The 17,923-nt window shown below is 72.6% G+C and carries 20 protein-coding genes; 5 read left to right on the top strand and 15 right to left on the bottom strand.

The features are described 5' to 3' along the window. Positions 1-10: 10 nt before the first annotated feature. Complete coding sequence (locus ASE20_RS20685; protein WP_082612716.1) at positions 11-394, bottom strand: MarR family winged helix-turn-helix transcriptional regulator; 384 nt, start codon at positions 392-394, stop codon at positions 11-13. A gap of 86 nt (positions 395-480) precedes the next feature. Here ASE20_RS20685 and ASE20_RS20680 point away from each other — a divergent pair, with 86 nt between their 5' ends. Beyond that, positions 481-1,962: an MFS transporter gene (locus ASE20_RS20680; RefSeq protein ID WP_056896474.1), complete on the top strand. Its 1,482-nt coding sequence runs from the start codon at positions 481-483 to the stop codon at positions 1,960-1,962. Between the two features lie 12 nt (positions 1,963-1,974). Here the strand turns inward: ASE20_RS20680 and ASE20_RS20675 are convergent, their stop codons facing one another. The 4 genes from ASE20_RS20675 to ASE20_RS20660 are packed head-to-tail and all read right to left on the bottom strand — an operon-like array spanning position 1,975 to position 4,125. After that, positions 1,975-2,625, bottom strand: coding sequence for a hypothetical protein (locus ASE20_RS20675; RefSeq protein ID WP_056896473.1), 651 nt, complete (start codon positions 2,623-2,625; stop codon positions 1,975-1,977). Next, a complete protein-coding gene (locus tag ASE20_RS20670) occupies positions 2,622-3,161 on the bottom strand; it encodes a SigE family RNA polymerase sigma factor (RefSeq protein ID WP_056896472.1) in 540 nt (179 codons plus the stop codon). The genes ASE20_RS20675 and ASE20_RS20670 overlap by 4 nt, the downstream gene beginning before the upstream one ends. Positions 3,162-3,212: 51 nt before the next feature. Further along, the gene (locus ASE20_RS20665) at positions 3,213-3,530 is read right to left on the bottom strand and encodes a pyrimidine/purine nucleoside phosphorylase (RefSeq protein ID WP_056896471.1); all 318 of its coding nucleotides are present in this window, start codon (positions 3,528-3,530) and stop codon (positions 3,213-3,215) included. After that, positions 3,520-4,125: a DNA-3-methyladenine glycosylase gene (locus tag ASE20_RS20660; protein WP_056896470.1), complete on the bottom strand. Its 606-nt coding sequence runs from the start codon at positions 4,123-4,125 to the stop codon at positions 3,520-3,522. The genes ASE20_RS20665 and ASE20_RS20660 overlap by 11 nt, the downstream gene beginning before the upstream one ends. Positions 4,126-4,176: 51 nt before the next feature. Here ASE20_RS20660 and ASE20_RS20655 point away from each other — a divergent pair, with 51 nt between their 5' ends. Next, positions 4,177-4,602 carry a (deoxy)nucleoside triphosphate pyrophosphohydrolase gene (locus ASE20_RS20655; RefSeq protein WP_056896469.1) on the top strand — a complete coding sequence of 142 codons (426 nt, stop codon included), beginning with the start codon at positions 4,177-4,179 and terminating at the stop codon, positions 4,600-4,602. Between the two features lie 54 nt (positions 4,603-4,656). Here ASE20_RS20655 and ASE20_RS20650 read toward each other — a convergent pair whose 3' ends face one another. From ASE20_RS20650 to ASE20_RS20620, 7 genes are all read right to left on the bottom strand, one after another. Further along, the gene (locus tag ASE20_RS20650; protein ID WP_056896468.1) at positions 4,657-5,166 is read right to left on the bottom strand and encodes a hypothetical protein; all 510 of its coding nucleotides are present in this window, start codon (positions 5,164-5,166) and stop codon (positions 4,657-4,659) included. Between the two features lie 90 nt (positions 5,167-5,256). Continuing rightward, positions 5,257-6,405, bottom strand: coding sequence for an acyl-CoA dehydrogenase family protein (locus ASE20_RS20645; RefSeq protein WP_056896467.1), 1,149 nt, complete (start codon positions 6,403-6,405; stop codon positions 5,257-5,259). 50 nt (positions 6,406-6,455) lie between these two features. Then, the gene (locus tag ASE20_RS20640; protein WP_225869170.1) at positions 6,456-7,964 is read right to left on the bottom strand and encodes a metallophosphoesterase; all 1,509 of its coding nucleotides are present in this window, start codon (positions 7,962-7,964) and stop codon (positions 6,456-6,458) included. 19 nt (positions 7,965-7,983) lie between these two features. Continuing rightward, positions 7,984-8,949, bottom strand: coding sequence for a 23S rRNA (guanosine(2251)-2'-O)-methyltransferase RlmB (gene rlmB, locus ASE20_RS20635; RefSeq protein ID WP_056896466.1), 966 nt, complete (start codon positions 8,947-8,949; stop codon positions 7,984-7,986). 2 nt (positions 8,950-8,951) lie between these two features. Then, complete coding sequence (gene cysS / locus ASE20_RS20630) at positions 8,952-10,346, bottom strand: cysteine--tRNA ligase (RefSeq protein WP_056896465.1); 1,395 nt, start codon at positions 10,344-10,346, stop codon at positions 8,952-8,954. Positions 10,347-10,484: 138 nt separating this feature from the next. Then, a complete protein-coding gene (locus ASE20_RS20625) occupies positions 10,485-11,219 on the bottom strand; it encodes an SDR family NAD(P)-dependent oxidoreductase (protein ID WP_056896464.1) in 735 nt (244 codons plus the stop codon). Between the two features lie 2 nt (positions 11,220-11,221). Further along, positions 11,222-12,763: a molybdopterin-dependent oxidoreductase gene (locus tag ASE20_RS20620; RefSeq protein ID WP_056896463.1), complete on the bottom strand. Its 1,542-nt coding sequence runs from the start codon at positions 12,761-12,763 to the stop codon at positions 11,222-11,224. A gap of 32 nt (positions 12,764-12,795) precedes the next feature. Here ASE20_RS20620 and ispF point away from each other — a divergent pair, with 32 nt between their 5' ends. Then, on the top strand, positions 12,796-13,287 hold the full coding sequence (gene ispF / locus ASE20_RS20615; protein WP_225869169.1) for a 2-C-methyl-D-erythritol 2,4-cyclodiphosphate synthase: 492 nt from the start codon (positions 12,796-12,798) through the stop codon (positions 13,285-13,287). A gap of 81 nt (positions 13,288-13,368) precedes the next feature. Further along, entirely contained in the window at positions 13,369-14,331 is a 963-nt protein-coding gene (locus ASE20_RS20610; protein ID WP_157538591.1) for an alpha/beta fold hydrolase, read from the top strand. A 12-nt stretch (positions 14,332-14,343) separates the two neighbouring features. On the opposite strand, the gene nirD is transcribed toward ASE20_RS20610, so the two are convergent. Continuing rightward, entirely contained in the window at positions 14,344-14,700 is a 357-nt protein-coding gene (gene nirD / locus ASE20_RS20605; protein ID WP_056896461.1) for a nitrite reductase small subunit NirD, read from the bottom strand. Between the two features lie 95 nt (positions 14,701-14,795). Between nirD and ASE20_RS20600 the strand changes: the two genes are divergently transcribed. Then, positions 14,796-15,503, top strand: a complete 708-nt coding sequence (locus ASE20_RS20600; protein WP_056896539.1) for an IspD/TarI family cytidylyltransferase — start codon at positions 14,796-14,798, stop codon at positions 15,501-15,503. Positions 15,504-15,527: 24 nt separating this feature from the next. On the opposite strand, the gene ASE20_RS20595 is transcribed toward ASE20_RS20600, so the two are convergent. Then, entirely contained in the window at positions 15,528-16,142 is a 615-nt protein-coding gene (locus ASE20_RS20595) for a 2-C-methyl-D-erythritol 4-phosphate cytidylyltransferase (protein ID WP_056896460.1), read from the bottom strand. Between the two features lie 40 nt (positions 16,143-16,182). Next, positions 16,183-16,668 (bottom strand): CarD family transcriptional regulator, encoded by a 486-nt coding sequence (locus tag ASE20_RS20590; protein ID WP_028654642.1) that lies wholly within the window; start codon positions 16,666-16,668, stop codon positions 16,183-16,185. Positions 16,669-17,923 lie beyond the last annotated feature (1,255 nt).

The raw sequence follows: 17,923 nt of genomic DNA, 5'->3' as shown, positions 1-17,923 counted from the left end.
CCTGACCGGGTCACTCGCCCCACGAGCCCCGCAGCACCTCGCGGTGCGTCGGCAGCGCCGCGTCGTAGACCTCGCGGCCGCGGGCGGTCAGGCAGACGAACACGCTGCGCCGGTCGTCGACGCACGCGGAGCGCTCGACGAGCCCGTCCTTCTCCAACCGGGTGATGGCGCGGGACAGGGCGCTCTGGCTGAGGTGGATGTCGCCGGCGAGGTCGGCCATGCGGTACTTGCCGCAGTTGGCGTCGACCACGCGGTCGAGGGTCTCGAACTCGCTCAGCCCGATGCCGTGGCCGTCCTGGAGCGCCTTCTCGAGCGCACAGCTGACGGCGGCGTGGCGGTCGAGCAGCTGGCGCCACTCGGCGACCAGCGGGCTCCTCGCAGCGGCCTTCGTCACGCTCGCATCCTAGCCAGCAGGTAACTTTTATGCAAACGCATTATTTGCACTTGCATTGAATGCACACGCATGGAACGCTACTCGCCATGTCCTCGACATCCCCCGCCACCTCCCCCGCCACCGGCGCGATCCGCTGGTCCGGCCGCACCTGGGCCCTGCTGATCACCCTGTGCATCGTGCTCTTCCTCGACGGCCTCGACGTGTCGATGATCGGCGTAGCACTGCCCTCGATCGGCGACGAGCTCGACCTGTCGACGTCCTCCCTGCAGTGGCTGATCAGCGGCTACGTCCTCGGGTACGGCGGCCTGCTGCTCGTCGGCGGCCGGACCGCCGACCTGCTCGGCCGACGTCGCGTGTTCTTGGTCGCGCTCGCGGTCTTCGCCGCCGCCTCCCTGCTGGGCGGGCTGGTGAGCTCCGGCCCGCTGCTCATCGCGACCCGCTTCATCAAGGGCCTGGCCGCGGCGTTCACCGCGCCGACCGGCCTGTCGATCATCACGACGAACTTCGCCGAGGGGCCGGCCCGCAACAAGGCCCTGTCGATCTACACGGTCTTCGGCGCCGGCGGCTACTCCTCGGGCCTGCTGTTCGGCGGCCTGATGACCGGCGTCGGCTGGCGCTGGACCTTCCTGCTCCCGGTCCCGGTCGCCCTGCTGGCGCTGGCCGCGGCGTGGATGCTGGTCCCGCGCGACGAGCCGGCCGAGGAGGGCGGCCACGACCTGCTCGGCGCACTGACCTCGGGCGCCGCGATGCTGCTGCTGGTCTACACCGTGGTGTCCGCGCCCGACGCCGGCTGGAGCTCGCTGCGCACCGTGTTCTCGTTCGTCGGCGTCGCGGTCCTGTTCACCGCCTTCGTGACGATCGAGCGTCGGATCGCCCACCCGCTGGTCCGCCTCGGCATCCTGCGCAAGGCCACGCTGGTCCGGGCCAGCATCGCGATCGTCGCCGTCGGCGGCTCCTACTTCAGCTGGCAGTTCATCGTCACGCTGTTCCTCCAGGACGGCCTCGGCTGGTCGCCGCTGCGGCTGGCGCTCGCCCTGCTGCCGATCGGCCTCATGGTGACGCTCTCGGCGGTCTTCTCCGACAAGCTGGTCGACCGCTTCGGGACCGGCCCGATCATCGCGGTGACCATGGCGGTCATGGCGGTCGGCTACCTGCTGTTCCTGCTGCGGCTGGACACCTCCCCGTCGTACCTGACCGTGCTGCTGCCGCCGCTGCTCCTGATCGGCGCCGGCTGGATCGGCTTCCCCGCCATCAACATCCAGGCCACCAGCGGCATCCACGACGACGAGCAGGGCCTGGCCGCCGGGGTCCTGCAGACCTCCATGCAGGTCGGCGCGGCGATCGTGCTGGCGATCACCACCGCCATCATCACCTCGGGCACGGCCGACGCCACGACCCCTGCAGCCGCGCTCGACGGGTTCCGTCCCGGTCTCGCCTTCGCGGCCGCCGTCTCCGCGCTCGGCGCCCTCGTGGCGATCGGCGGTCTCGTCCTCGACCGCCGCACCCGCCTGGCCGGCGACGAGGTCGTCGCCGGCCAGGCGGAGCCGGAGCTGGCCGGCGCCGCGTAAGGGTCAGCCAGGTCAGCCGACGCCGGCCTGCGCCTCGGCCGTCACCGTCACCCCTTCGGCGAACTCGACCACCTGGTCGTCGCTCAGGCCCAACGTGCTCCAGGCCTGGACGACGACCCGGTGGTCGCCGTCGTCGTAGGTGAGCACCTGGGTGCCGCCCTCGGCCGAGCGCAGCCAGCCGTCGTGGTCGCCGACCCGGACCGGCCTGCCCTCCGGCGCGGACGTCACCGACGACGACTCGAGCATCACGACGAGCTTGTCGCTGAACACGTCGAGCCCGCTGTCGTCGCCGGCGCGCGCGACGTTGAGGTTGTACGGCGTCGCGCCCTCGAGCACGAAGCCGGCCGGCACCTTGGTGACCACGAAGCCCGGCTGCTGGGCTCCGGTGTAGGCCACCAGCTCGACCGCGCCGTCCGCGCTCTCGCTCGGCTGCGCGACGGCCGGCGGGACCGGCGTACGCCCCTGGTCGGCGCCCACGGCGATGGTCACGCCGACGGCGGTCACGGCGGCGACGCCGAGGCCGGCGGTCGCCCGGCGGAGGGTACGGCGCCGCGAGGCCCCCCGCGCGCGGAGCACGTCGCGTCGTACGGTCTCGTCGGTCGCGTCGGGCGCGGTGGCCTCGAGCCGGTGCAGCCGCTGGGTCAGGTCGTCGAGCTCGGTCATGACGGGTCTCCTTCGTGGGGGATGGGCGGGACCGACGCGCGCTGCGGCAGCACCTCGCGCAGCTTGGCGAGGCCGCGAGCCGTCTGGCTCTTGACCGTGCCCTCGCTGCAGCCGAGCAGCTCCGCGGTGTCCTCGACGCTGAGGTCGACGACGTGGCGCAGCGCGACCGCGGCCCGCATCCGCGCCGGCAGCGCACTGAGCGCGGCGAGCAGCTCGGCGTCCACCGGCTCGTCCGCCGCCGTGGTCGGTCCGCCCGCGTGGTCAGGGAGCTCGGCGGTCGCCGTCTCCCGCGAGACCGACGGCCGCCGGCGGTGGTCGATGAAGCTGTTGACGAGGACCCGGCGGGCGTAGGCCGCCGCTCCCCCTCGCTTCGTCGCCCGCCCCCAGGCGAGGTACATCCGCACCAGCGTCCCCTGGACCAGGTCCTCGGCCAGGTGGTGGTCGCCGGCGGTCAGCACCGTCGCCGTCCCGAGCAGCCTGCTGCGGTTGCTCCGGACGAACTCCTCGAACTCCGCGTCGCGGGGCTTCGGTCTCATGTCCCTCTCACGAGTGGGAGGTCCTGCGGGGTTGCATCCCGCGGAAGGGCGTCAGCCGTAGTGGCAGACGTAGCCGAGCGTCTCGACGACCTCGATGTCGAACGACGAGTCGCCCGGGACGCTGATGGACTCGCCCGCGGCGTACTCGGTCCACTCCTCGGAGCCCGCGAGGCGGATGCGGCAGCTGCCGGCGTTGAGCTCCATGACCTCGGGCGCGGCGGTGCCGAAGTTCAGGCTCGCCGGGAAGATCACGCCCGCCGACTTCTTCGTGCCGTCGGCGAGGAAGAAGGTGTGGCTCACGCAGGCGCCGTCGAAGTAGACGTTGGCCCGCGGGTCGAGGGTGACGTTCGCGTAGGTCTCAGTGCTCACGGGCCGAAAGCGTAGTGCCGGGGCTCGGTGCCCGCGCACTGCGCCTGTACGCCGACACGGTCGGGTCGCCTGCGATCCAGAACCGCCACGGCACGTCCGCCGCCTTCGACACCCCGACCCTGGGGCCCGACGCGATGCGCCCGCCGGCCGGTGCCTCGGGGCCGAGCCGGACGCCCTCCCCCGGTCCGAGCAGGTCGGTGCCGAGGTCGTCGAGTGTGATGCCGAGCGCCTGCGCGAGGTTGCCGGGGCCGCGGGCGAGCTGGCTGTCCTTCGCCGGTGCGTTCCGGCGCAGCCGAGCGAGGTCGACGCCGTCGACCACCTCACCGGCCCGCAGCAGCACCGCCGCCCCGATCTCGGCCGGCCCGGTCACGACGTTCGCGCAGAAGTGGATGCCGTAGGAGCGGTAGACGTAGAGCCGGTACGCCGGGCCGTACATGATCTCCGAGCGTGGGGTCCGGGTGAACGCGTGCGACGCCGGGTCCTCGCGGCCGGCGTACGCCTCGACCTCGGTGATCCGGACGGTGACGCCGTGGCCGGTGATCGTGCGGCCGAGGAGCGCCCTGGCTCGTCGTACGACGTCGGGGTGGTCGGGCACGGGGCGACGCTAGCAACGACGCCGCGGACCGGCGCGCCCTAGGCTGTCGCCGTGGACGACCGGCTCGCCGTACGGGAGATCGAGGTCGTGGGCGCCGTGGTCGTCCGCGACGGCCGGGTCCTGTGCGCCCAGCGCGGCCCCGACGGGTCGCTGTCGGGCAAGTGGGAGTTCCCGGGCGGCAAGGTCGAGGCCGGCGAGTCCCCGACCGCCGCGCTCGTCCGGGAGATCAACGAGGAGCTCCGCTGCTCCGTCGAGGTCGGCGCACCCATCGCCACCACCCGGTACGACGACGGCACGGTCGTCGTCGTGCTGACCACCTTCTGGTGCCGGCTCGTCGCCGGGACGCCCGCGCTGACCGAGCACTCCGCGCTGCGGTGGGTCGGCCCCGGCGAGCTGGCGGCGCTGGACTGGGCGCCGGCCGACGTCCCCGCGGTGGAGGCGGTCACCGGCGCGCTCGTCTCCTTCGAGACCGACTGAAATCGAACCGGCCGGGACCTGTGAGGGTCCCGGCCGGCGAAGGGTCACGCTGCGTCAGGCCGCCGCGCCCATGCACAACAGCGTCTTGCGCTTCTTGTTCTCCCACGGCTGAGCCCCGTTGGCGCACTTGTCACCCGGCTTGCCCACCGACGCGACCTCGGCAATGGTGGACCCAGCCGTCGCCTCGGTGCAGGCGACCTTCTTGGCAGGCGTCGAGATGCCGCCGAGATCGAAGCAGTCGCCCACCGCGGCGTTCAGGTCGAGGCAGAGGTCCGCGACATTGCCGGAGTCGGTGCTGCCGATCGAGATCGTGTAGTTGAGCTCGACCTCGTCACAGCCGCCCTTGTCGCTCATGATCTTGTAGGTGGCCTTGGCGTCGTCGCACGAGAGCTCCTCGTGATCGGCGTCGAAGCTGGAGCCGGTCATGTTGACGCACTCCCCGACCTTGGGGGCCTTGGCCTCCTCGACCTTCTCCTGCCCCTTGTTCCAGATCAGACCGCCGACGACAGCGATGACGACCGCCACGCCGATGCCGATGATGCGCGTTGCAAGGCTCTTGCCCATGTCAGGTGTCCCTCTTCCGAGTAGGGGCGGTCCCGAGTCACCCTCAGCGAATTCTCAGGAGCACCCTAACCACGCAGAAGCCTCACCAAACTATCGGAGGAGATCCCGTCCGATGACCATCCGCTGAATCTGGTTGGTGCCCTCGAAGATCTGGGTCACCTTGGCGTCGCGCATCATCCGCTCGACCGGGTACTCCCGCGTGTAGCCGTTGCCGCCGAGCACCTGCACCGCATCGGTGGTCACGCGCATGGCCGCGTCGGTCGCGGTCAGCTTCGCGATCGAGGCCTGGCGCGAGAACGGGCGGCCGGCGTCCTTGAGCCGCGCCGCGTGGAGGTACGACGCCCGGGCCCGCTCGACGTCGGCGGCCATGTCGGCGAGGAGGAACTGCATGCCCTGGAACTCGCCGATGGCCCGGCCGAACTGCTGCCGCTCCTTCGCGTACTCCACGGCGTACGCCAGCGCGCCCTGGGCGATCCCGGTGGCGACGGCCGCGATGCCGAGGCGGCCGGCGTCGAGGGCGGAGAGCGCGACGCGCATGCCGGCGCCCTCGTCGCCGACGAGCTGGGCGGCGGGCACGCGGGCGCCGTCGAAGAGCACCTGCGTGGTGACGTCGCAGTGCAGGCCCATCTTCTTCTCGGGGGCGCCGAAGCTCATCCCCTCCGTCCCGTCCGGTACGACGAACGCCGACAGGCCGCGCTTGGGGTCCTCGGACGTGCGGGCGAACAGGACGTAGTAGTCCGCGCAGGAGCCGTTGGAGATCCACTGCTTGGTGCCCTTGACGACGTACGCGTCACCGTCGCGGACCGCCGCGGTCCTGATGCCGCTCACGTCGGAGCCGGCCTGCGGCTCGGAGAGGCAGTAGGCGCCGAGCCACTCCCCCGAGAGCATCCGCGGCAGCCAGGCGTCGCGCACCTCCGGTGAGGCGTTGGCCGCGACGACGGTCGCGGTGAGGGCGTGCACACTCGTCCCGACGCCGACGCTGGGCCAGGCGGTGGCGATCTCCTCGACGACCTGGAGGTAGACCTCGTAGGGCTGGCCGCCGCCGCCGAGCTCCTCGTCGAAGGGCAGGCTGAGCAGGCCGGCGCGGCCGAGCAGCCGGTACGCCGCCTCGGGGAAGACCGCGGCCTCCTCGGCCTCCGCGACCTGCGGGGCGAGCTCCTTCGTCGCGATCTCGCGGGCGAGGGCGAGCAGCTCCTCGGCCTCCTCGGTGGGCAGCAGACGGTCGACGGTGGTGGCCATGGTCGCAACCTAACGCGCGCAGCGTCAGCCGCCACCCTCCTCCGAGGGGTTCAGTAGGTCAGCGCCACCCACGGGTCGACGTCGTAGCGCCCGTTGGTCTGCAGGGTGACCGACTGGATCCCGACGGGCCGGCCGTCGCGGTAGGTGATCAGTGCGACGCCGGCGGGCCGGCGCAGCTTGCTGCCGATCGCGATGGCGTACGCCGCGCCGCCCGTCGTACCGACGGTGTAGGTCCAGCCCACGTCGCCGTTGCTGCCGGTCACCGCGGTCGGGCCGTCCTGCACGTGCGTGTGGCCGCCGACCACGAGGTCGACACAGCCCCGCTCGAGCGCCTGGTCGCCGAAGTCGGCGTCGTGGACGAGCAGGGTGTTCACGCGCCGGCCGTCGGCATCGGCGTCGCAGGCCGCCTCGGTGAGGCGCTCGGCGACCTCGGCGGAGGTCAGGCCGGTCTCGTCGCGCCAGTTGCCCAGGCCGCTGGAGCGCGGGTCGTCGACGCCGAGGATGCGGGAGCTGCCGGGACCGCGGAGGACCGTGCCGTCGAAGTACTGCCAGCCGAGGTCGGTCATGTGCGCGCGGACGAACGTGCCGTTGTCGTGGTTGCCGGCGACGGCCCAGCGCTCCTCGAGGTCGTCGAAGGCGGCCGAGACCGAGTCGAGGGAGAAGGCCTCCCAACGCTCGCCCGTCGACGTGTCGTCGCCCGCGTCGAGCACGGCCGTCGCCCCGCCGCGGTCGCCGATCGCGCGGGCGACCTCGTCCATGCCGACGTTGAGGTGGCGGTCCGAGACGAGGAGCACGACGGTCTCGTCGTCGGCCGGCTCGCGCAGGTCGAGGGCGGCGGCGTCGTCCGCAGCCTTGGAGTAGAACGCCTGTCCCTGCTGGTAGCTGCTCACCGCGCTCGCGATCAGGCGCTGCGTCTCGCCGGTGGTGACGTCGCCCATGATCTCGACGTCGCGCGCCTGCTCGGGCAGGGGTACGTCGTCGCCGACGAAGTCCGCGAGCGGCATCCAGCGCTGCGGCAGCGGGTCCTGCCGGCCCCACGTGAACGGCGCGACCAGGGCGGCGACGAGAACGAGGACCAGCAGCCCGGCGATGGTGCCGGGGCCGGTCGGCAGCCCGCGCAGGAGCACGCCCCACCGTTCACGCCCCACCACGAACCACAGGACGAAGGGCAGCGCGGCCAGCGCGGCCCCCTGGACGAGGGCAGCGAGTGCCATCGTGCGCACCGCGCGCGCGACGACGGCGATCTGGCCGTCGGGCTGCGAGGCGATGGCGGCGTACCGCGACATGAGCTCCTGCAGCGACGTGGTGTCGGTCTTGCCGAGCTCGATGTCCAGGCCCAGCACGGTGTCCGACGGCGCGCGCAGGTCGGGCAGGACCGGGCCCGTGCGCAGCACGATCTCGCCCGAGAAGTCCGGGCTGACCGTGGCCTCGTGGCTGGCGAGGTCGACGGTCCGCTCGCTGCCGGCGAAGATCACCGCGGCGATCGTCAGCGCGAGCGCAGCCCAGGCCACGACGCCGAGGAGGACCCCCAGCAGCCGGAGCACGGACGCGCGCGACATGGCGATGGCTGGTGGTCTCCTAGTGCTGGGCGCGCGCCTCGGAGATGGCGTAGAGCGCCACCGAGGCGGCCACCCCTGCGTTGAGCGACTCGAGCACGCCGGCCATCGGGATCGACAGCAGGCGGTCGCAGTTCTCGGCGACCAGGCGGGACAGCCCGTCACCCTCCGAGCCGACCACGACGACCAGCGGACCGCGAGCCAGGTCGGCGTCGGCCACCAGCTCGGGCAGGCTCAGGTCGCCGTCGGCGGCGAGGCCGACGACGAAGCAGCCCGCGTCCTGGTAGGCCTTGATCTGGCGGGTCAGGTTGACCGTCTGCGCGACCGGGCAGCGAGCGGCAGCACCGGCCGAGGTCTTCCACGCGGCCGCGGTCATCGAGGCCGCCCGGCGCTCCGGGATCACCACGCCGTGGGCGCCGAAGCCGGCGGCACTGCGCACGATCGCGCCGAGGTTGCGCGGGTCCGTGATGGAGTCGAGGACGACCACCAGCGGCGCCTCGCCGGCCTCGGCGGCCTGCTCCAGCAGGTCGTCGGGGTGGGCGTACTCGTAGGCGGGGATCTTCGCCGCCAGCCCCTGGTGGACGGCGCCGTCGGTCAGCCGGTCCAGCTCGGTGCGCGTCACCTCGAGCAGGCCCACGCCGTTCTCGGCGGCGATGCGGAACACCTCACGCAGCCGGTTGTCGCGCTCGGCACCCTCGGCGACGTAGACCGAGGTCACCGGGACCCGCTCGCGCAGCGCCTCGAGCACCGAGTTGCGCCCGGCGATCCACTCGTCGCCACCGGTCCTGCGCCGCCCGCGCTGGCCGCCCTTGGCCTCGGCCCGCTTCTTGGCCTCGGCGATCTTGTGCGCCTTGTGGTACTCGCGCTCGGTGGCCTTCGGCGTCGGGCCCTTGCCCGCGAGCCCGCGGCGCACCTGCCCGCCCGAGCCGACCTGCGGCCTCTTGCTCGACTTGCGGATCGCGCCCTTGCGGCTCGAGTTTCCAGCCATTGTCAGTTCACCGTCCAGGTAGGTCCGTCAGGGGTGTCGGTGACCTCGATGCCGGCCGCCTTGATCCGGTCGCGGATCGCGTCCGCGCGTGCCCAGTCCTTGTCGGCCCGGGCCTGGGTCCGCTCGTCGAGGAGGCCGGCCACGAGGGCGTCGACCGCGGCCGTGAGCCGCTCCTCGTTGTCGGAGCCGCCGCTGCCGGCCCAGGCCGGGTCGGCGGGGTGGACGCCGAGCACGTCGAGCATCGCCGCGACGGCACCGGCCGTGGTGGTGGCGTCCTCGCCGGCCGCGAGCTGGCGGTTGCCCTCGCGCACGGTGTCGTAGAGGACGGCGACGGCTGCCGGCGTACCGAGGTCGTCGTCCATCGCGGCCGCGAAGGCCTCCGGGAGGTCGCCGGACGCGGACGACCCGGCACGCTCGAGGAAGGCCTCGATCCGCCGGTAGCCGACCGCGGCCTCGTCGAGGGCCTCGAAGGAGAACTCGACGTGCGAGCGGTAGTGCGCCGCGACGACGTAGAAGCGCAGCTCCGCACCGCGGTAGCGCTCGAGGATCGAGGGGATCGACAGCGTGTTGCCGAGCGACTTGCTCATCTTCTCGCCGGCGGTCGTGATCCACGCGTTGTGCATCCAGTACGACGCGAAGGCACCGCCCGCCGCACGCGACTGCGCCTGCTCGTTCTCGTGGTGCGGGAAGCGCAGGTCGACGCCGCCGCCGTGGATGTCGAAGGCGTCACCGAGGTACTTGCCGGCCATCGCCGAGCACTCGATGTGCCAACCCGGTCGCCCGGGTCCCCACGGGCTCGGCCAGCTCGCGGTGGCGGGCTCGGACTCCTTGCGGCCCTTCCAGAGCGCGAAGTCCCGCGGGTCGCGCTTGCCGCGAGGGTCCGCGTCGGCAGCCGGCTCCATGTCGTCGACGCCCTGGTGGGTCAGCTCGCCGTACGACGCCCAGGAGCGCACGTCGAAGTAGACGTCGCCCGAGCCGTCGGCCGCCGGGTAGGCGTGGCCGCGCTCGATGAGCCGCTCGATGAGGACGATCATCTCGGGGATGTGCCCGGTGGCGGCCGGCTCGTAGGTCGGCGGCGCGACGTTCAGCGCGGCGTAGGCCTTGTCGAGCTCGATCTTCATCGCGTAGGCGAGGTTGTACCAGGGCCGGCCCTGCTCGGCCGACTTCGCCAGGATCTTGTCGTCGATGTCGGTGATGTTGCGGATGAACGTGACGTCGTAGCCCCGGTGGCGCAGCCAGCGCTGGAGCACGTCGAAGTTGACCGCGGAGCGGACGTGCCCGACGTGGGGCTCGCTCTGCACGGTCAGACCGCAGACATACAGACCCGCCCTGCCCTCGACGAGGGGCACGAAGTCACGGACTTCGCGGGTCGCAGTGTCGTACAGCCGGATGCTCACCCGCCAAGTCTAGGGATCAGGCGGGGTCTCCCGCGCATCCAGAGCGGAGCTTGTAACTCGGTGTCCGCGCCTCCACCACGGTGGCCTGACCGGTCACCACACCGTGGCAGTGCTCCGTAACACCGAGTTACAAGCGGGTCAGACGCCGTAACCGCCGTCGACGTCGAGCTTCTGGCCCGTGATGAACCCGGCCCGCGGGGAGGCGAGGAAGCAGACGGCCTCGGCGATGTCGACGGCCGTGCCGAAGGTCCGCAGCGGGATGTTGCCGCGGGTGACCTCGAGCGCCCGCTCGTCGAGCTCGCCGCTGCTGATCAGCCGCTCGGCCATGCCGTCGGTCAGCATGCCGGGGCCGACGGCGTTGACCCGGACGCCGAAGCGTCCCTCCTCGGCCGCCAGTCCGCGGACCATCGCCTCGACCGCGGCCTTGGGCGCCGACGAGAGCCCGTCACGGACGGGGAAGCGCGCGGTCGCGGCGGTGGTGACCGCGGTCAGCGACCCTCGGGCGTCGCGCAGGAAGGGCAGGGAGGCGTGCGCCACGGCGAAGAAGCCGGCCGCGTCGACGGCGAGCTGCGTGGCCATCTCGGCGGGCGGCACCCGGGACAGGTGGACCATCGGCACGTGCGGGCCGGCGGCGTACACGACCGTGTGCAGGCCGTCGAGCTCGGCGGCGGCGTGCCCGACGACACGGGGGACGTCGGCGGGGTCGGCCAGGTCGAGCCCGTACGACGCGACGCCCACCTCCGCCGGTCGGGTGCGGTGGGTGACGGCCACCCGCGCACCGCGCTCCTCGAGCAGCTCGGCGATCGCGCGGCCGAGGCCGCCCGAACCGCCGACGACCAGCGCCCCACCCGGGAGCGTGGAGAAGTCGTTCAAGATCAGCCCTTCGCGTTGACGTCGATCGTGTGCCAGCCGGTCGCCCCGTCGGGGAGGACGTCGGCGACGACACCGGTCTGGACCCTGCCGTCGCGGTCGGTGGCGCGCACGCGGAGCTGGTGCTCGCCCTCCTCGACCTCGACCACCCGGCGCCACTGGACCCAGGTGTCGGTGTTGACGGCGGTCGCGAGCTGCGCCTCCTGCCACGGGCCGCCGTCGACCTGCACCTCGACCCTCGCGACGCCGGTGTGCTGCAGCCAGGCGCTGCCCGCGACGACGAGCTCGCCGGCCGCGACGTCGTCGCCGTCGTGCGGCACGTCGATGCGCGAGGACAGCTTGACCGGCCCCTGCTCGGACCAGCCCTTGTCGGTCCAGTAGCCGGCCGCCTCGCCGAACCGGGTGACCTCCATGTCGACGACCCACTTCGTCGCCGACACGTAGCCGTAGAGGCCGGGGACCAGGGTGCGGACGGGGAAGCCGTGCTCGATCGGCAGCGGCTCGCCGTTCATCGCGACGGCCAGCATCGCGTTGCGGCTCCGGTCCGTCATCGCGGCGAGCGGGGTGAGGCAGGTCCAGCCGTCGTCCGAGGTCTGCAGCACCGCGTCGGCACCGGCGAGCGGGCGCGCCTCCGCGAGCAGCGGGGACAGCAGGAAGCCGCTCCACCACGCGTTGCCGATGAGCTCGCCGCCGACCGGGTTCGACACGCAGTTGAGCGTGATCCAGTCCTCGGTGATCTCGCGGGCCACTAGGTCGGCATAGGTCAGCGTGATCTCGTTCTCGACCATTCCGTGGATGCGCAGGGACCAGTCGGCGGGCTCGATGGTCGGCTTGATGAAGGCCGTGTCGATCAGGTAGAAGTTGTTGCTCGGCGTCTGCCAGGGCACGATCCGCTCGATGTCGAGCTCCGCCCCGTTCGGTACGGCGGGCGCGGTCACCCCCTCGATCCGCAGCAGCCGCCGGCTCTCCTCCGCCCGGCGCCGCGCGGATCCCGCGATCCGGCCGACGAGCCCACCGGCCGCGGCCAGCGCCGCGGCACCGCCGACGGCGACGAAGAAGTGGCGGCGGGTGTGGGTCGGCTCGACGGCGGGGTCCTCACCATCCTCGACCAGCTCCCAGCGGCGCAGCCACTCGGCCAGCACGGCCAGGGTGACCACCCAGGCGACCAGGCCGACGACGACCGGCGCGAAGTCGGTGACCTTCGGGGTGGGCTTGGAGGCGACGGCGACGAACGCGACGGCGGCCAGCACGACGTACCCGGTGACGGCGGCCCACCAGCGCCGCCGGGCGGAGCGCCCGAGCAGCGCGAAGGTGACCGCGAGGACGACCAGGATGCCGACGACGAGCACCTTCTTGTCGTCGCGGTCGAAGGTGTTGATCGCCCACTTCACGACCGACCCGGGCGTCAGTGCGGTGACGCCCTCGGCGACCGCGACGACCGGTGACTCGCGCACGTGGAGCAGCGCCGCGGCGGCGTAGCTCAGTCCGAGGCCGACGGCGCCGGCCACCAGGCCGGACAGCGCCCACCAGGTGCGGGAGGTCCTCACCCGGGTGATTCTCCCTCAGGCATGATCGGCGCGTGAACACCACCGGCTTGCGTATCGGCATCGGCTCCGACGTCCACCGCCTCGTGCCGCGCGCGACCGACGGTCCGCCGCTCGCCCTCGGCGGCCTGCAGTGGCCCGACGAGGACGTCGTGCTGGAGGGTCATTCGGATGCGGACGTCGCGGCGCACGCGGCCTGCGACGCGCTCCTGTCGGCGTCCGGCCTGGGTGATCTCGGCAGCAATTTCGGTACGTCGGAGCCCCAGTGGGCCGGCGCCAGCGGTGCCGCGCTGCTCGGCGAGACGCGCCGGCGGGTCGAGGCCGCGGGCTTCGCGATCGTCAACGTCGCCGTGCAGGTGATCGGCAACCGCCCCAAGGTCGGCCCGCGCCGCGCCGAGGCGGAAGCGGCACTCTCTGCCGTGCTCGGCGCTCCGGTGTCGCTGTCGGCGACGACGACCGACGGGCTGGGCCTGACCGGGCGCGGCGAGGGCGTCGCGGCGATCGCGACCGCGCTGCTCACGTCGTAGGAACGCACCTGCGACACGCTGTCGCACGAGGGCCCGGACGTGGCAGGGTGGTGCTCCGACACCGACGTCGAGGGGGACCTGATGAGCGAGCGCACCGTGATCACCGAGGACGGGCTGCAACTCCACGTCACCGTGCGCGGGCGCGACGACGCCGCGCTGACCGTGCTGCTGTCGCACTGCTGGACCGCCGAGGAGTCGGACTGGCACTACCAGGTCACCGACCTGCTCGCGCGCTACGGCCACGACGTCCGGATCATCACCTGGGACCACCGGGGCCACGGCCGCTCGGACCGCGCGCCTGAGCACGCCTGCACCATCCCGCACCTCGCGCGCGACCTCGGCCTCGTGGTCGACACCTTCGCCCCCGACGGCCCGCTGGTCGTCGCCGGCCACTCGGTCGGCGGCATGACGATCACGGCGATCCCCGAGGAGCGCCCGGACCTGATGCCGCGCGTCGTCGGCGTGCTCTTCGTCAGCACGACCAGCGGCGAGCTCTCCAAGGTCACCCTCGGCCTGCCCGCGGCGACCGGCCCGATCCTGCGCGACCGGCTCCCGTTCATCCTCGCCAGCCGCTCGAGGATGCTCAGCCTCAGCCGGCGCGAGCGCTTCCCCGTCGTGGAGCGGCAGATCGCGAAGCGATTCCTCTTCGGCCGGCCCGCCCGCCCTCGCGACGTCGGCCACGTCGTCGACCAGCTGATCCACGCCTGGCCCGAGACCATGTCCGGCTTCTTCCGCGACATGATGGCCCACGACCGGATCGGCAACCTGGCCGCGTTCGACGACATCCCCGCCACCGTGCTGGTCGGCAGCCGCGACCTGCTGACGCCGCCCGAGCACGCCGGCAAGATCGCCCAGGGCATCCGCGGCGCGCGCCTGCTCGTCGCCCCCGACGCCGGCCACTACCTGCCCTTCGAGCGGCGCGAGCTGGTCAGCGCTGAGCTCTGCGTGCTGATCGACCGGGCGCTCGCCCGGATCGCCACCCAGCCCGACGGCGAGCGCGACGGCAAGCGAACCCCGCGCGGCAGGCACCGCGCGAAGGCCTGAGCGTTCCTGGTCCTAGGCCGCCGGCAGCTTGCGGCTGCCGATGAGCACCACGCCCTCGACCACCTTCACGTCGTACGCCGGAACGGTGACGTGGTGGTCGTCGAGGCACTTGCCCGTGCGCAGGTCGAAGGCGTGCCGGTGCGCCGGGGACGCCACGAAGGGCGTCTCCCCGCGGCGTCCGACGATGCCGCGGGAGATCCCGCCGGCCGTGTGGCGTGCGAACGGGTCGTGGTTGCCGAGCGCGTAGACGATGTCGTCCCCGGTCCGGAAGATCGCCACCGCCTGTCCGTGCACCAGCGCGGTCACACCGCGGTCGACCTCGAGCTCGATCATCCGGCAGACCGGCTGCCACTCCTCCGCGGCCCTCATGGAGCCGAACGTAGGCGGCGACTGTTCTCGTGGACGTTTCGTCGTGTAACGGGCATGAAAACGCTTCCTCTCAACGTCGGTAGGCTCGGTGCGTGATGACCACGGGTACCAGCGCTGCCGTCGTGGTGCTGGCTGCCGGGAGCGGGAGCCGGGTCGGCGCCGAGGTCAACAAGGTGCTGCTGCCGCTGCGCGACCTGCCCCTGCTGGCCTGGTCGGTCCGCACCGCGCTCGAGGTCCCCGGCGTGGACCCGGTGGTGCTGGTCTGTCGCCCCGGCGAGCGCGCCGCCGTGGCTGCCGCGGTGCAGCCGGTGATCGGCGAGCGCGAGGTGCTCCTCATCGACGGCGGGGCGACCCGCCAGGCCTCCGAGCAGGCCGCCCTCGACCTGCTCGCCCCCCGGATCGCCGCGGGGGCGGTCGACGTGGTCGCGATCCACGACGGCGCCCGCCCGCTGGCCCCGGTGGCGCTGTTCGAGAGCGCGATCGCCACCGCACGGGAGTACGGCGGCGCCGTACCCGCCTGCGGGCTACCGGGCCTGCTCCCCCGCGAGTCGGCGGGCGTGCCGGCGCCGGGTGGGCCGGGCACGCGGCTGGTCGGCGTGCAGACGCCCCAGGCGTTCCGGGCCGCTCCCCTGCTCGCCGCCTACGCGGCAGCCGCGGAGGCCGGGTTCGACGGCACCGACACGGCGGCGGCCTACGCGCGGTTCGCGCCCGGCGCGGACGTCCGCGCGGTGCCCAGCGGCCCGGGCAACCTCAAGGTCACCTTCGCGGAGGACCTCGCGGCCGCCGAGCGGCTGCTCGGCTGATCGGCTGATCGCGGGTCAGCCTGCTCAGCGGGGGTCGGTCAGCGCGGCCAGGACCGCGATGTCCTCGTCGCCGGCGACCCGGCGGGCCTCGGGAGGCGCGTCGGCGAGCTCGACCCGCGCGTCGCCGTACCGGTCCCGGAGGGCGGTGACCAGCGCGACGAAGTCGGTCGAGGGCAGCGAACCGCCGTCGCCGAACAGGTCGGCGACCACGGCGTGCGGCAGCACGACGGGCGAGCAGACGGTGACCAGCCCGTCGCGGTCGACGGTCGCCCCCAGGACGGCACCGCCCGCGTCGGTGGCCGCGTGGGCCTCCTTGACGGTGTCGGTCACCGGGCGCACGCCGACCACGATCCGGTCCTCGACGGCCGCGCGGTCGGCGCAGCGGGCGATGAAGTCGGGCGGCGTCATCGGGCAGAGCGGGTCGTGGAGCACCAAGGCGCCACCGCGCTCGATCACCGACTCCCAGGAGAGGGTCTGGTCGATCAGGTCGACGCCGGCCTCGCCGACGGCCCAGGCGGCGGTGGCGACGAGCGACTCGCCGTGGATCAGGTGGAACGGGAGGGAGCCACGGCCCTCCTCCACGACGATCCCGGAGACCGGGGCCGAAATGTCGACGACGTCATACGGATGCGGGTTCATCAGAACCCCACCGTATGACGTCGTCGATCTGACTACTGCGTCAGGAGGCGAGGACCTCGTCGAGAATCGTCTCGGCCTTGTCCTCGTTGGTGTTCTCGCACAGGGCGAGCTCGGAGACGAGGATCTGGCGCGCCTTGGCCAGCATCCGCTTCTCGCCCGCGGACAGGCCGCGGTCACGCTCGCGGCGCCACAGGTCGCGGACGACCTCCGCCACCTTCATGACGTCGCCGCTGTGGAGCTTCTCGAGGTTCGCCTTGTAGCGCCTCGACCAGTTGGTCGGCTCCTCGACGTGCTCTGCGCGGAGCACCCCGAAGACCCTGTCCAGCCCGTCCTTGTCCACGACATCCCGAACACCCACGAGGTCCAGGTTGTCGGCCGGCACGCGGACCACGAGGTCCTGCTGGGCGACAATCCGAAGCACGAGGTACTGCCGTTCCTGGCCCTTGATCGTCCGCATCTCGATGTTCTCGATGACAGCGGCCCCATGATTGGGATAGACGACCGTTTCGCCGACGGTGAAAGTCATATGAGCAAAACCCCTTCCTAGGGTCACCTATCCTACCACGTCCCAAGCCTTCGCCAGAATGCGTTTGCGCAGGTCAGGGCGGCAATCGGCGGCTTGACAACCCGGGTGAGGTGTGGTGCTGGCGCACGGTGGCCCTGTGGGGCAGATCACCCGATCAGGGTACGACGGCCGCCCCGCCGCCCTCGGCGACGTCCTCGTGTGGGATCGGCCGGAGCACCGCCCAGATCGGCGGGCCCGCGCCCACGCGGGCGGCCCGTGGTCAATACTGCTCGCCATGGCAAAGATGCAGCGCTGGCGGCGCAGTCGCTCTGCCGGGGAGGGAACGGGCCCGGAGTCGGAGGTCGAGGAGACCACCGTGATCGAGCTCGGCGAGCCCGCGGAGACGGTCGACGAGGACGTCGAGGTCGCCGAGCTCGCCGAGGACGCCGAGCCGGAGGAGGCCGACGCCGTCGCCCCGGTCGCGGACGACGACCTCGAGGCCGACCTCGACCCCGACATCGCGACCGGGCTGGACGAGCTCGACGCGGACGAGGAGACGGACGAGGAGACGGACGAGGACGACCTGCCCCCGCTCCCCGTCGCCGCCGGAGGACGGCGCTTCCTGGGCGGCAACCTGGTCGCCGTCCAGCTGCTCCAGGCCGCGCACGCCAAGCAGGCGATCACCACGGCCCTCGCGATGGGACTGGTGGCCGCGGTCGCCGGCCGCCCGGCGCGTGAGACCGCCGTCGTCCTGATCACCGTGCTCGTCGGCCAGACGATCCTCGGCTGGCACAACGACATCGTCGACAAGCAGCGCGACCGGGCCCACGGCCTGACCGGCAAGCCGGCCGCGATGGGCCGGATCTCGACCGAGACGCTCTGGTACGCCCTGTTCGTGGCCGCCCTGCTGCTCGTGCCGCTGGCGATCACCACCGGCATCAAGGCCGGATGCCTCTACCTCGCGTCGGTCGCCGTGGGCCTGCTCGGCAACGTCGTGCTGCGCACCGGCTTCTTTTCCTGGTGGTCGTGGGCCCTGTCCTACGCCCTGCTGCCGGCGTACCTCTCGTACGGCGGCTGGGGCGGCCAGGCCGAGGGCAACCCGCCCGAGACCGTGATCGTGGTGCTGGCCGCGCTGCTCGGCATCGGCGTCCACTTCACGCGCGCCGTCTGGGGCCTGGTGGCCGACCACGAGGACGGCTGGACCTACCTGCCGCTCAAGCTGGGACTCAAGCTGGGCGCGACCCGCCTGCTGGCCCTGTCGACCGTCTACACCGCC

The organism is Nocardioides sp. Root240, from assembly GCF_001428825.1.
GTDB lineage: Bacteria > Actinomycetota > Actinomycetes > Propionibacteriales > Nocardioidaceae > Nocardioides.
The sequence above is the reverse complement of the archived record's forward strand: the minus strand, read 5'-3'. Positions and strand labels throughout refer to the sequence as shown.

Bases quoted from the DNA above. Each gene is read 5' to 3' on its own strand.
- nirD (WP_056896461.1), bottom strand. From the start codon at position 14,700: ATGAGGGCCGCGGAGGAGTGGCAGCCGGTCTGCCGGATGATCGAGCTC.
- ASE20_RS20640 (WP_225869170.1), bottom strand. From the start codon at position 7,964: ATGTCGCGCGCGTCCGTGCTCCGGCTGCTGGGGGTCCTCCTCGGCGTC.
- ASE20_RS20650 (WP_056896468.1), bottom strand. From the start codon at position 5,166: ATGGGCAAGAGCCTTGCAACGCGCATCATCGGCATCGGCGTGGCGGTC.
- ASE20_RS20670 (WP_056896472.1), bottom strand. From the start codon at position 3,161: ATGAGACCGAAGCCCCGCGACGCGGAGTTCGAGGAGTTCGTCCGGAGC.
- ASE20_RS20590 (WP_028654642.1), bottom strand. From the start codon at position 16,668: ATGACTTTCACCGTCGGCGAAACGGTCGTCTATCCCAATCATGGGGCC.
- rlmB (WP_056896466.1), bottom strand. From the start codon at position 8,949: ATGGCTGGAAACTCGAGCCGCAAGGGCGCGATCCGCAAGTCGAGCAAG.
- ASE20_RS20610 (WP_157538591.1), top strand. From the start codon at position 13,369: ATGAGCGAGCGCACCGTGATCACCGAGGACGGGCTGCAACTCCACGTC.
- ASE20_RS20645 (WP_056896467.1), bottom strand. From the start codon at position 6,405: ATGGCCACCACCGTCGACCGTCTGCTGCCCACCGAGGAGGCCGAGGAG.
- ASE20_RS20675 (WP_056896473.1), bottom strand. From the start codon at position 2,625: ATGACCGAGCTCGACGACCTGACCCAGCGGCTGCACCGGCTCGAGGCC.
- ASE20_RS20680 (WP_056896474.1), top strand. From the start codon at position 481: ATGTCCTCGACATCCCCCGCCACCTCCCCCGCCACCGGCGCGATCCGC.
- ASE20_RS20595 (WP_056896460.1), bottom strand. From the start codon at position 16,142: ATGAACCCGCATCCGTATGACGTCGTCGACATTTCGGCCCCGGTCTCC.
- ASE20_RS20600 (WP_056896539.1), top strand. From the start codon at position 14,796: ATGACCACGGGTACCAGCGCTGCCGTCGTGGTGCTGGCTGCCGGGAGC.